The sequence below is a fragment of the Salegentibacter sp. Hel_I_6 genome (assembly GCF_000745315.1).
Lineage (GTDB): Bacteria > Bacteroidota > Bacteroidia > Flavobacteriales > Flavobacteriaceae > Salegentibacter.
This window is the reverse complement of record NZ_JQNQ01000001.1, coordinates 3,974,888-3,988,525: the sequence shown is the minus strand read 5'-3', so window position 1 is coordinate 3,988,525 and position 13,638 is coordinate 3,974,888. Positions and strand designations below refer to the sequence as shown.

Below are 13,638 nucleotides of genomic sequence, written 5' to 3'. Positions count from 1 at the left end.
CTGAACTATAAAAATGAGCATGAATATTGACGTTGCCAAGGTAAACCCTAAGGAGAACATAATTATAAAAGGTGCAAAACTGCACAATCTTAAGAATATAAATGTAGTTATCCCGAGGAATAAATTGGTGGTAATTACGGGACTTTCTGGCTCCGGAAAATCCAGTTTAGCTTTTGATACACTTTATGCAGAAGGCCAACGGCGCTATGTTGAAAGTCTTTCCTCCTATGCCCGTCAATTCTTAGGCCGCTTAAATAAGCCCAAGGTTGACTATATAAAAGGTATTGCTCCCGCCATTGCCATAGAACAAAAAGTAAATTCTACAAATCCGCGTTCTACCGTAGGAACTTCTACGGAGATTTACGATTATCTAAAACTACTTTTTGCTAGAATAGGTAAAACCTACTCCCCTGTTTCAGGGAACCAGGTAAAGCGAGATCGCGTGGCCGATGTAATAGATCACGTAAAATCTTTTGAAGAACGTGCAAAATTATTATTACTAGCACCAATTTATATTGAGGAAGGCCGGACGCTTTCAGAAAAAATAAAAGTCCTGGCACAGCAAGGATACAGCCGGATTAAAGTAAAAGACAAAGTTCTTAGAATAGACGAGGCTGATCTTGAAAAAATTAAAGCTGAAGATACTTTATTGGTGGTAGACCGAATTATCACCAAAGATGAAGAAGATTTTTATAATAGATTGGCTGATGCTACCGATGCCGCATTTTTTGAAGGCAAAGGTGAACTGTATATTGAAAACTTAAAATCTGGAAAAAAGAGACATTTCAGCAATAAATTTGAGTTAGATGGGATTAGTTTCTTGGAGCCAAATGTGCACCTTTTTAGCTTTAATAATCCTTATGGTGCCTGCCCTAAATGCGAAGGCTACGGTGATGTTATAGGGATTGATGAAGATCTTGTGATTCCTAATACTGGACTTTCTATTTATGAAAATGCCATTTTCCCATGGCGCGGCGATAGTATGAGTTGGTACCGCGATCAATTAGTAAATAATTCGCATAAATTCGATTTTCCAATTCATAAACCATGGTTTCAGCTTACACAGGAACAAAAAGATTTGGTTTGGAATGGAAATAAACATTTTGAAGGTTTAAACGATTTCTTCCAGTTTTTAGAAAGCAAAGCTTATAAAATTCAGAATAGAGTGATGCTGTCCCGCTACCGCGGAAAAACGCGTTGTACCACCTGTAAAGGAAAACGCTTAAGGCCGGAAGCCGATTATGTAAAAATAGATGGCCATAGCATCACCGATTTAGTTGAAAAACCTTTAGATAAAGTTCGGGAGTTTTTTGATACCCTAAAATTAAATGAATACGACCAACAAATAGCGAAAAGACTGCTTACAGAAATCAACAACCGACTTAAGTTTTTATCTGAAGTTGGTTTAGATTATCTCACTTTAAACAGAAAGTCAAACACTCTTTCGGGCGGTGAATCGCAACGAATTAACCTGGCAACTTCCCTGGGAAGTAGTTTAGTGGGTTCTATGTATATTTTAGATGAACCTTCTATTGGCTTACATCCACGCGATACAGAACGTTTAATTGGGGTACTTCAAAACCTGCGTGATCTTGGTAACACCGTAATTGTGGTTGAACACGATGAGGATATTATGAACGCTGCCGATGAAATTATTGATATTGGCCCTGAAGCAGGAACTCACGGTGGTGAGGTTGTAGCCACAGGAACACTAAAACAAATTTTAAAATCAAATTCGCTCACCGCTCAATATCTTAATGGAAAAGAGGAAATACCTGTACCTAAAGAGCGCAGAAAAGCTTCAGGAGAAATCAGGATTTTGGGAGCAAGAGAAAATAATCTTCAAAATATTGATGTAACGATCCCGCTAAAAACCTTTACCGCGATAACCGGAGTTTCAGGAAGTGGAAAAAGTACACTGGTAAAGAAAATTCTTTATCCCGCAGTTCAGAAGAAAATTGGAGGCTACGGAGAAAAAGCTGGCCAGTACACCGATATTGAAGGCGATTTTAAAAACCTGGGTAGCGTAGAATATATAGACCAAAATCCAATTGGTAGATCTTCCCGCTCCAACCCTGTAACCTATATCAAGGCTTACGATGATATTCGAAACCTTTTTTCTGATCAAAAATTATCGAATATTCGAGGTTTTAAACCTAAACATTTTTCGTTTAATGTAGAAGGAGGCCGTTGTGAAGTTTGTAAAGGTGAAGGAGAAGTTACCATAGAAATGCAGTTTATGGCCGATGTTCATTTAGAATGTGAAGCCTGTAACGGGAAACGTTTTCAAAAAGATGTGCTGGAAGTTCAGTTTGAAGGAAAAAATATTGACGATGTACTGAATATGACTATCGATGACGCCACTAACTTTTTTGCTGAAAACAAACTTGACAAAATTGTTAGAAAACTAAAACCTTTGCAAGACGTTGGTCTTGGTTATGTCCAATTGGGGCAAAGTTCCTCCACTCTTTCTGGTGGTGAAGCACAAAGAATAAAACTGGCTTCATTTTTAGTAAAAGGTGCTACCAAAGAAAAAGCATTGTTCATTTTTGATGAACCTACCACGGGACTTCACTTTCACGATATTAAAAAGCTATTGAAGTCTTTTAATGCACTTATTGAAAAAGGACATAGCGTGGTGGTGATAGAACATAACATGGATCTGGTGAAGTGTGCCGATCATATTATTGATATTGGGCCTGGTGGCGGAGTAAACGGCGGAAATATTGTTGCAAACGGTACTCCCGAAGAAATTATTAAATCAAAAAAATCTTTTACCGCAAAGTATCTCAAGGAAAAATTATAGTTATTATTATTATTTCTGAAAAAATACACGCAAAATTTCATTTCTATTGAATATTTTCTACTGAACTATTCGTTTTTCAACATAAAACCTCTAAAAATAAGCTTTTTTAGAGGTTTTCTTTTTTTGGCACGCGGTTTGTATTTTAAGTAATGATTTTCATAGAGAATTACATCAATAACCACTAAATCGCAAACCATGAAAAATATCGCCTTTTTAATCAGCTTTTTATTTATTGGCATATCGGCTACAGAAGCTTCAGAAGCTTTTCCTCGCAATGCCTACAATAATGCTTTTATATTTGTTGAAAATGGTGTTGAGTTTGCCATTTATCCTAACGGGGAGTTTGATTTCTATTACAACCCTGAATTTAGAAGCACGAATGTTGTAAATATCTCTACCCCAAATTCAAATATCAGTTTCAATTCTGGTCGTAATTATGATGCATATGTTCAGTATGACGATTATGGAGCGGTAATTCAAATTGAAAGTGTTCCGGTTTTTTATGATTACTACGGAAGGATTATTCGTGCCGGTGATGTATTTATAGATTATAACCGTCGCGGTCGTATTGCAAGAGTTGGAGGTTTACATATTCATTATAACCGTTTTAACCGAATTACCAGTTATACCGGATTCATAAATAATTATAATCACAGGTACGTTTACAGGCCCTGGCATGATTATTATGCAAGACCCAGAAGTGCGGTAAGTATAGTGTTTGGCCAGCCTTACAGAGCTTATTACCAGCCAAACCGGGTTACGTATGTTCAACATGTTAATTATTACAATACCAGTTATAATCAAAATATAAATCGAAATTTTTACAGGCCAAATCAAACAGCAGTTTCCTATAATAATGGAAGAAGAACTTCCGGAAAACGTGACTTAAAAGAGATTAGAAATGATGAAGGACGAGTAGCTACAAACTCAAATAATGTGAGAAGTAATATGAATTCTGAAAGATCTAAAGCTACTGCAAATAGAAGCAGAACTGTGGGTTCTGAAAGAAATAGTAGTACTAACTCCCGCGGAAACGCAGTAAGATCATCTAGAAGTATAAACACTAATGATGTTGTAAAAACCAAAAATACACGTTCCAGGAGTGAAGCCAGAACAGGCAGAAATACGAGAAGTGAAGCGGTAAGCAGTAGGTCTTCGAGTAGAAATGTAAAGAGTTCTCCAGCAAGACAAAGCAGTAATGCTAGAACTGCACCTACTCAAAGAAAAACTCAGGCAACCAGTAGAAGCAGCAGTAGAAGTAATAACACAAGAGCTGTAAAAAGTAGCACTAATACAAGATCTTCGGGAAGAACATCAAATTCTTCTTCAAGAGGAAGAAGTTCGGCACGAAATGTGGATAACAGATAATAAAGAATTCATAATTTAATTTTTTGGTTGGTTAGTTGGAAACCCCTTGAAGCCTCAAAAGCTTCGGGGGTTTCCCGTTTTTAGGAGGTTTTGATCCTTAGAGCTTTATTAATTATATTATTTACTTCAGTAGAGAAATTCAGGAAATACGCTAAGCCCACATAGCTTATTCCTATCAAAATAGATTTGATTGCGATGTTCAATATTGGATGGAAGTCGAAATCCCAGAAATAAAAGCAAAAAGATAGCATACTTCCAACCAATAATACTAACCAGGTTTTGGATGTAAAAGGAAGAAAATTGAACTTTTTATGCACCAACCATATCTTAACCGAATTATAGATAAAAAAAGCTACAAAACTAGCGATAGCTGCTCCTTCTATCCCAAAGCTAGGAATGAAAATTAGGTTTAAAACAAACGCGATTAACACAAGTAGAACGCCAATAAATAGGACGATTCGGTAATAGTCCGAATTAAAAAGAATACTGTTATTATTTCCAAGAAGATTATCATAAAGCTTCACCAGGGAGATTAATAAAACCACTAGAATACTTAGTTCATATTCATCGGGAATTAGTTCGTAAAGTTGTTTTACGTTCGTAATTATCAAAATAAAAATCAGTAAGCTTACAATCAATAAATTTAAGGAACTCTTTTTATAAAGATCTTCGAGACTTTTGTTATTCTTAGTATTAAGAAATTCAGCCGTCATTGGGTTTGTAATTTGGTGCATTGCCTTTTGCGGCACCGAAATCACTGTAGCGATATAAATCGCAATTCCGTAGATAGCCACGTTTTCTATGGGCATAAAATATTCTATCATCACTTTATCCAAATCCAACAAAGCCGTAGCCACAGAAGCAGCTATAAGAATTAGTGAAGTAAATTTTAAGACAGGAGATAAATTCTGCGGAAATTTAAAGTCTAGTTTAGGAAAATACAGCGAAAACGCATAGATCATCATCGCAATGAGTCGTAATGTAAAGACTCCGGCAATGCAATAGATGAACTGATGAACCGTAATCCAGTTAAAATAGACTGCCAAAAGCAATAAACTGATGCAGAACCTATGAAAAACCTCTTTCATAAAATTTCCGAAGACACTTTTATAATATAGCTTAGACCAGGCAAAAAAGATCTCGAAATAAGAAGTGGCGAAAGCGATTAGAAAGATTAACCAGATATAAGGTCTAACCAGTCCATTGCCCTGTGTAAAATAATCGATTAGAAAAGAATAACCCAACACTGTAATCAATCCTAGAACTGCGGAAACTACTATAGGTAAAAACAGGATTAAATTTAAAAGCCTGTCTTTTTCTTCTTTAGTTTTATAAAAAGTAAAAAATTTTGTGAGTGTACTATGCGCGCCAAAAGCCATAAAGGGCCAAAGTAAACTTGCTGCCGATAGTAGAAAAGTAACCAGGCCATAATACTCTTGTTCTAGAAAATAGGTAAATAAAAAGAGGGTGTTAATTGCGCCAATCGCAAAACCAAAATAGGTAGTAATTAGGTTTGTAAAAGATTGCTTTATAATTACGCCCATTTTATACGTTCTTTATCAAACTCGCCAGTTTTCGCGTTAGGTTTTTTCTGTGGTATTGCTGGATATCCCCCTTTACAATATTAGCATCTCCATTTTTATATTTCTCATAATGAGATAAAATTAGGCTTTTAAGTTTGTCTTTCTCTGAATATTGAAAATATTCACCTGCACCGGTTTCTTCTAAGATTTTCTGAACATCCCATTTTTTCGGACCAATGGCTAAAATGGGTCTTTTAGCCCTTAAATATTCGAACAATTTCCCCGGAATAATTCCTCGGGTTTCTTCGCTGTTAATTTCAATTAATAACAATAACCTGCTTTCCTGCTGAAGAGTAATTGCTTCCTTATGACTTACATATCCTAATAACTGAAGCTTCTCCCCTAATCCAGCCAATTTAATTGAATTAATTACTTCTTCACTTACCGTACCGGCTAATTTTAACTCTAGATCTTCTGCAAAGCTTATATTTTCTTTTGTAAGTTCTGCTATGGCTTTCCAGAGATGTTCGGGATTTCTTTCTGAAAGCAAGGAACCGATATGAGAAATACTGAACTTATTATCTAATTCGTTGGTTTTTGCTTCATTTTCTTCAGCATCAAACCCGTTGGTAATTACACTTATTGGCTTATTAGTCTTTACTGCAAATTCCGCTTTGGTTGCAAAACTGGTAGTGATAATTTGATCGGCTGAATTTAACACCTCCCGTTCCAGGTCTTTATGCTTTTGTTCACTGCTTTTGGTAAGCTTCAATTTTTTATGATACCCAATTTGTGTCCAGGGATCCCGAAAATCGGCTATCCACTTTAAGTCGAGTTCCTTTTTAAGCTTTAAACCAATTAGATGCAAGCTATGCGGTGGACCGGTAGTAATTATTTTTTTAATACCTTCTTCTTCCAAATAGGTTTTTAGGAATTTCACCGATGGATTTATCCAGAATCTCCTCGCATCAGGAATAAATAAATTGCCACGAATAAAAAGTAGGCTTTTCTGTAAAAAGGACTGATTTTTCTCTGCGGCAATAATTCCTTTGCTAATGGTTTTAGTTTGGTTTTTTGCAAAAAAACCAGCTAACTGATAGGGTTCAAAAATAGGCTTCTTAAGAATAATAATTCCCTCAGGAATTTCACTTTCCAGGGAATTATCCAACATAGGATAATTGGGATTTTCAGGAATAAAAACTATGGGTTCAATTCCAAAATCTCGCAAATACTTTACAAACTTAAGCCAGCGTTGCACGCCCGGACCTCCGGCCGGTGGCCAATAATAAGTTATGATGAGTACCTTCTCCATTTAAGCACTATTCCCTGTTTCGGAATTTATAGTAAAATCCGCCTAAAATAATTAAAACCAATATTATAGAACTTGCCAGGGCAATGCTGCTCCCGGTATTTACTACTTCAGGTTCAAACCTAAAAGTTACGGTATGCTCACCGGCAGGAATGTTCATAGCTCGTAGCAGATAATTAGCGCGAACGTGTTCAACCTCTTCCCCATCTAAATATGCCTGCCAACCAGGTTGGTAATACATTTCAGAGAAAACTACAAATTGAGGCGACGAAGCATTGGTTTCATATACCAATTCATTCGGCTGATAGCTCTGTAATTGAATTTCTGCATTTCCATTAGCATTAAACTCTTCAGAAACATCGCTTTTAAATTCTGAATTTAGTACCGCAGTATTTTGAAGATCAACTTCCTTTAAACTCAATATTTCCTCGTTGGCGGTTTCAACCCATTTAATATTATCTACAAACCAGGCATTTCCAAAGGCATTTGGATTTTGCTGTGCCTGTGGCTGCCCACCTTCAGAAGGAACAATAAAGTATTTGGCATTCAGCATATTTAGAACTTCCATATTGTTCTGTGAAATATAGAAATCATATAAATCTTGCATTCTACCGGGTTTGGCCGCGTGATAACCACCTATGGCATTGTGAAAATAAGAGGCACGAGAAGAATTAAAAGGATCTGCTGATACATCCAAAACTCTGTAATGTGAATCATCCTGTAAAATTTGCTGGTCGGCCTGGTTTGGCTGAAAAGGTCGATCCATTTGACTGGCATTTACAAAATCGTCATCGTTTACATAACGCTTATCAACCGGAATTAAATCGATTAAAATCAGAACGGCTAAAGCAGGTATTAACCAATTTTGTGTAATTTTCTGTTTAATATATAACCAAATTGCCGCGGCTGTTAATACTGAAAAAATAAGTGACCGAATAAGGTCTTCGGTATAAATAGCTTTTCTATCTTCTTTAAGTGCTCTTACAAAATCGGCTCCTAGTTGCTGAATTAAAGCCGAATCTCCTGCTCCGCTAAAATCAAATAGTACAGAACGGAATAGCAATAATGCAAGCCCTATTCCCCCTATAATAATCCCCGACCATTTAAGCGCATGTATTTTTGCCTCTTTTTGAAGTTTAGGATCAAATAATTTATATAGTCCATAAACTGCTAAAGTTGGTACGCACAATTCTATAATTACCTGTATAGAAGAAACTGCTCTAAACTTATTGTAAAGTGGAACATAATCGATGAAAAACTCTGTAAAAAAGGCAAAGTTTTTACCCCATGAAAGAAGTAATGCTAAAATACTTCCTCCTACAATCCACCATTTTAAACGGCCATTAACCAGGTAAAAGGCGAAAATAAATAAGAAAATTACTGTCGCACCAATATATGGAGCACCCCCAACATAAGGCTGATCTCCCCAGTATGTAGGTGCGCTTTTAGCAAAATCAGCTGCCTGCACCGGGGAAGCACCCAGTTTGAGCAAAGCATCGTAAATTTCTGAATCTTCACCGATATCTTCTGCATTAGAGCCCCCCATAAACCTGGGAACAAACAGGTTTAAAGATTCGATAATCCCATAACTGTATGTTGTAATATAATCGAAAGTTAAGCCCGCTGCCGGTTTCTCAGAACCATCGGGGGCAATAGTTAAACCGGTGTCGCCACGTGTACTATGCGCAGTATATTCCTGGGTAGCCAGTAAATTTGTAGCGTTAGCACCTATGGCTAGTATAACCGCCACAACCATTACGCCTAAAGCTTTAAAGAATTTCGGAATTATATTTTTTCGATAGGCATCAATTAAATATGCAATTCCCAGCACTATTACCAGTAATAAAAGATAATAGGTCATCTGGAAATGATTCGCACCTATTTGGAGGGCCATTGCCAGAGATAATAATAAGAATCCCCATAAATATTTTTGCCTAAAAGTGAGAATAATTCCTCCTAAAACCATGGGCATATAGGCTATTGCATGGGCTTTGGCATTATGCCCTACTCCAAGGATGATAATAAGATAGGTAGAAAATCCGAAGGCTAAAGCACCTAAAAGCGCGAGCCTAAAATCTAATTTCAAACAGAGTAAGAGAATATAAAAACCTATAAAATATAGAAAAAGATAATCGGCAGGTCTTGGCAAAAATCGTAAAACGGAATCAAGTTTTTTTACGTAGTTATGCGGATAATAGGCACCTAATTGAAAGGTAGGCATTCCTCCAAAAGCAGAATCTGTCCAATAAGGTTCCTGGCCGGTTTGGTCACGAAAATCATTTTGCTCTTTGGCCATCCCGATATATTGAACAATATCGCTTTGAAAAATCTTTTTCCCTTCAAGAACAGGACTAAAATAAAATAAAGAAATTATTACGAAGCCTACCAAAACGAGAAGATGCGGTAGAAACTTTTTAAGATTGGCCATCTGAAATTTTTTAGATCACTTTCTGTTTAAACTGAACGGGCAGCTTCTTCCCTATTCAATATAAAAAATTGATCCCGAAATTAATCAATTTCCTCGTAATCTATATATTCCCCAACGTTTTTATTAGATTTCCTGCCAGTTTTCGGTTTTTTGTCAATGCTTACTTTTCCTTCTTTTTTTCGAGAAGCGGGATCTTGCTGTTGTCTAAACTGCTGTTCGAAACGTTTTCCCATTTTCCGCAAAAAATATTTAAGTATAAGCGGACCAAACCATTTTATGATCATTTTAAAAGTAAAATATACTAATAGAATGACTAGAATCGTTTGTAATACATCGGAAAAGGAAGCTTCTAACATTTTCAGGAATTTATGCAAAAATAAAAATAAGCCTTGAGAATAGAAGCTTTAGGCTCCTAAAAAAATAATAAATCTACTATCTTTGAAAGTAACAAACCAATCTAATATGCACTCTTTAAAAGTAGGTATCGCTTTTATTTTCTTCGGAATATTTACGGCAAATGCGCAATACACTGAAACAATAAACTCTAATAGACCTGGAGAATCTCAGGGTGCTTTTGCAGTGGGAAAAAATGTTCTGCAGCTTGAAGCGGGAGGTTTTTTAGGAAATGATAATCACAGCTTATTTAATAGTGATACCGATATTCTTGGCGCTAGCTACGGTTTACGTTTTGGTTTTCTAACCGAAATCCTGGAGCTAAACTATTTTGGAACCTTTCAGGATCAGCTTACAACTATTCCTTTTGGAAACAGTGAAGATGAGTTTAGAACTTCTAATTTTACCAGTAATACCATTGGTGCCAAGTTTTTACTATTTGATCCTAATGTTAGCCTTAAAGAAAGAAAGGTAAATCTTTATAGTTGGAAAGCAAACCAACGTATGAACTTTCGCAGCCTTATTCCTGCAGTGGCTATATATGCCGGGGCAAATTTTAGTTGGTGGGAAAATCCTTATATGTTTGAGGGGGAATCTGTAATAAGTCCTAAGGCTGCAGTTATTACTCAGCATAACTGGGAGCGCTGGGTTTTAGTAATGAATTTTATAGCAGATAAATTTACTGAAGAATATCCCTCTTATGGTGGTGTTTTTACACTTACCCACGCGATCACACCAAAATTTGCTGTTTTTGGAGAATTTCAAACTTATATAAGTAATCTTTATTCCGATGAACTTTTACGTGGAGGCGCAGCTTATTTAATAGGTAAAGATTTTCAATTAGATATTTCGGGTCTTGTTAATTTTAAAGACACTCCTTCGCGCTGGCAGGTTGCCGCCGGAGTTTCTTATAGATTCGATTTTCATGAAGACGATGAATATATTCAGGATAATTACGAGGGAAATCGCAATCAACGTAATCAGGAAATAGAAGAAACTGGATTTTATAAAGAAGGTGAAGACGGTACGGGGGAATAAACTTTCGCGTGATTTTTTCTGAAAATTATGAAAAGAAAAACCGTTTAAAAGTTGGTTTTTACACGTCATTCTGAATTTATTTCAGAATCTAATTTGTTTTAAACTAGACCCTTAAAAAAGTTCAGGGTGACTGGAAAAGAACTTTTAAACGGTTTCTTAAGCTTTATTGTAATATTACCTACGCTACTCTTTGCTGGCCATTGCCGCAGTAACAGATGCAGATAATCTTTTATAAGTTCCGTTTTCTAAACGCTCCCTAATTGCTGAAAAAGCAATCAGAGTTTCGTCAATATCCTCAAGTGTATGAGTTGCAGTAGGAATCATTCTTAATAAAATAAGTCCTTTAGGAATTACGGGGTAAACCACTATCGAACAGAAAACGCCGTGGTTTTCTCTTAGATCTTTCACTAAAGCCATCGCTTCAGGAATGCTCCCTTTTAGATAAACAGGAGTTACACAACTTTGCGTAGTTCCAATATCAAAGCCATTTTCTTTAAGTCCGTTTTGAAGAGCATTTACATTTTCCCAAAGCTTGTTTTTAAGCTCTGGCATTGTTCTTAGCATTTCTAAACGCTTCAATGCGCCAACTACTAATTGCATTTGCAATGATTTAGCGAACATTTGTGAACGTAGATTATATTTAAGGTAATCTATAATTTCTTTATCGGCCGCAATAAATGCACCGGTACTGGCTAAAGATTTGGCAAATGTAGCGAAATATACATCTATTTCATCCTGCACACCTTGCTCCTCGCCTGCTCCTGCTCCTGTTTTACCTAGAGTACCGAAACCGTGAGCATCGTCTACAAAAAGCCTGAAATTATATTTTTTCTTCAGCTCAACAATTTCCTTCAATTTTCCCTGCTCCCCGCGCATTCCAAAAACACCTTCAGAAATCAATAAAATTCCTCCTCCGGTTTGTTCTGCGATTTTAGTGGCACGTTGCAGGTTCTTTTCTATACTTTCAAGATCATTATGCTTATAAGTAAAGCGCTGACCTAAATGTAATCTTACCCCATCTATAATACAGGCGTGAGCATCTACATCATACACAATTACATCTTGCTTAGAAACTAAAGCATCTATTGTAGAAACCATTCCCTGGTAACCAAAATTAAGTAAGTAGGCCGATTGTTTGTGTACAAAAGAAGCTAGCTCGTCCTGCAGTTTTTCGTGAAGCTGAGTGTGCCCACTCATCATTCTAGCACCCATTGGGTAAGCCGAACCATATTCTGCAGCAGCTTCAGCATCTATTTTTCTAACTTCAGGATGATTGGCAAGTCCCAGGTAGTCATTAATACTCCAGGTTATTACTTCTTTCCCTCTAAATTTCATTCGGTTAGAAATTGGGCCTTCAAGCTTAGGAAATACGAAATATCCTTCTGCCTGCTCTGCCCATTTTCCTAATGGTCCTTTATCTTTATATATTTTATCAAATAAATCCCTCATCGATCATTTTTTAGTCGAGCCGCAAAAATACTTAAAATTGGCTCAATTGCACAAAGTTATTTTTTTCAGCAAATTCAAATAAAAGAAAAGCATCCTTACAGGGGATGCTTTTACTTATTTTATTTTCTGAATAGATTTCAATTAGCAACTATTTTATAAATTCTATGGGCTGTGCCTCTACTTCATTTTTTGTATCAAAGAAACCTTGTTCTTCCATCCAGTTATCACTAAATACTTTTCCCATATACCTGGAACCATGATCAGGGAAAATGATAACCACCTTGCTATGCTCGTTAAATTCTCCTTCTTCCGCAAGTTGTTTTATTGCCTGGGTAGCAGCACCACTGGTATACCCTACAAATAAACCTTCGGTTTTAGCGAGTTCTCTTGCCGTGTGAGCGCTATCCTCATCACTAACTTTGATAAAACGATCTATAATTTCAAAATCTGTGGCTGAAGGAATAAGGTTTTTACCAAGACCTTCTATTCTATAAGGATAAATCTCCCCAGAATCAAACTCTTTAGTTTCGTGGTATTTCTTTAAAACTGAGCCGTAGGCATCTACCCCAATTACTTTTATTTTCGGATTCTTTTCCTTTAAAAACCTTGCAGTTCCGGATATTGTTCCACCGGTTCCACTACAAGCTATAAGGTGTGTTATTTCTCCTTCGGTTTGTTTCCAAATTTCTGGACCAGTAGAATTAAAGTGCGCATCAATATTTAAATCATTAAAATATTGATTGATATAAACCGAACCTTTAGTTTCTGAATGTAGTCTTTTAGCTACTTCGTAATAAGACCTGGGATCATCTGCTGAGACATGTGCCGGGCATACATAAACCTTGGCACCCATTGTTTTAAGCATATCTATTTTATCGGTAGAAGCTTTGGAGCTAACCGCAAGAATGCATTCATATCCTTTAATTACACTAACCATAGCAATACTAAAACCAGTATTACCCGATGTCGTTTCTATAATTGTACTGCCTGGTTTAAGAATACCTTTTCTTTCGGCTTCTTCAATAATATAGAGTGCAATACGGTCTTTAGCCGAATGTCCCGGATTAAAGGCTTCTACTTTGGCGAAGAATTCCCCATCAAATCCCTGGGTTATTTTGTTAAGTTGTATCAAAGGCGTATTGCCAATAAGTTGCAATACGTTATCGTATACTTGCAAATCTTCTTTCATAAATCGAAGTTCTTTACAAAATTTGGGTTAAAAGATTTTGCCCATTTTTATGAGCTTAAAATATTCAGATAAAACAAAAATCATTATCTAAAATTGCCTGGGAAACCTGTCCCGGCTGATTTTACTAATCAAAAA

At 36.4% G+C, this 13,638-nt stretch carries 9 protein-coding genes; 3 read left to right on the top strand and 6 right to left on the bottom strand.

What is annotated here, in order from left to right:
- Positions 1-19: 19 nt before the first annotated feature.
- Both uvrA and FG27_RS17535 read left to right on the top strand, forming a co-directional pair.
- Positions 20-2,806 carry an excinuclease ABC subunit UvrA gene (gene uvrA, locus FG27_RS17540; protein ID WP_037321418.1) on the top strand — a complete coding sequence of 929 codons (2,787 nt, stop codon included), beginning with the start codon at positions 20-22 and terminating at the stop codon, positions 2,804-2,806.
- A gap of 195 nt (positions 2,807-3,001) precedes the next feature.
- Complete coding sequence (locus FG27_RS17535) at positions 3,002-4,174, top strand: hypothetical protein (protein WP_037321416.1); 1,173 nt, start codon at positions 3,002-3,004, stop codon at positions 4,172-4,174.
- Positions 4,175-4,254: 80 nt separating this feature from the next.
- Here FG27_RS17535 and FG27_RS17530 read toward each other — a convergent pair whose 3' ends face one another.
- From FG27_RS17530 to FG27_RS19465, 4 genes are all read right to left on the bottom strand, one after another.
- The gene (locus FG27_RS17530; protein ID WP_037321414.1) at positions 4,255-5,718 is read right to left on the bottom strand and encodes a polysaccharide biosynthesis C-terminal domain-containing protein; all 1,464 of its coding nucleotides are present in this window, start codon (positions 5,716-5,718) and stop codon (positions 4,255-4,257) included.
- A 1-nt stretch (position 5,719) separates the two neighbouring features.
- Positions 5,720-7,009 carry a glycosyltransferase family 4 protein gene (locus tag FG27_RS17525; RefSeq protein ID WP_037321412.1) on the bottom strand — a complete coding sequence of 430 codons (1,290 nt, stop codon included), beginning with the start codon at positions 7,007-7,009 and terminating at the stop codon, positions 5,720-5,722.
- A gap of 7 nt (positions 7,010-7,016) precedes the next feature.
- On the bottom strand, positions 7,017-9,434 hold the full coding sequence (locus tag FG27_RS17520) for a YfhO family protein (protein ID WP_037321410.1): 2,418 nt from the start codon (positions 9,432-9,434) through the stop codon (positions 7,017-7,019).
- 80 nt (positions 9,435-9,514) lie between these two features.
- Positions 9,515-9,667, bottom strand: a complete 153-nt coding sequence (locus tag FG27_RS19465; protein ID WP_231563356.1) for a hypothetical protein — start codon at positions 9,665-9,667, stop codon at positions 9,515-9,517.
- A 229-nt stretch (positions 9,668-9,896) separates the two neighbouring features.
- Here FG27_RS19465 and FG27_RS17510 point away from each other — a divergent pair, with 229 nt between their 5' ends.
- Positions 9,897-10,865 (top strand): transporter, encoded by a 969-nt coding sequence (locus FG27_RS17510; RefSeq protein ID WP_051935923.1) that lies wholly within the window; start codon positions 9,897-9,899, stop codon positions 10,863-10,865.
- A 183-nt stretch (positions 10,866-11,048) separates the two neighbouring features.
- On the opposite strand, the gene FG27_RS17505 is transcribed toward FG27_RS17510, so the two are convergent.
- Together FG27_RS17505 and FG27_RS17500 are read right to left on the bottom strand one after the other, a co-directional pair.
- Entirely contained in the window at positions 11,049-12,314 is a 1,266-nt protein-coding gene (locus FG27_RS17505; protein WP_037321407.1) for an aminotransferase class I/II-fold pyridoxal phosphate-dependent enzyme, read from the bottom strand.
- 148 nt (positions 12,315-12,462) lie between these two features.
- Positions 12,463-13,503, bottom strand: a complete 1,041-nt coding sequence (locus FG27_RS17500; protein WP_037321404.1) for a PLP-dependent cysteine synthase family protein — start codon at positions 13,501-13,503, stop codon at positions 12,463-12,465.
- Positions 13,504-13,638: the final 135 nt, after the last annotated feature.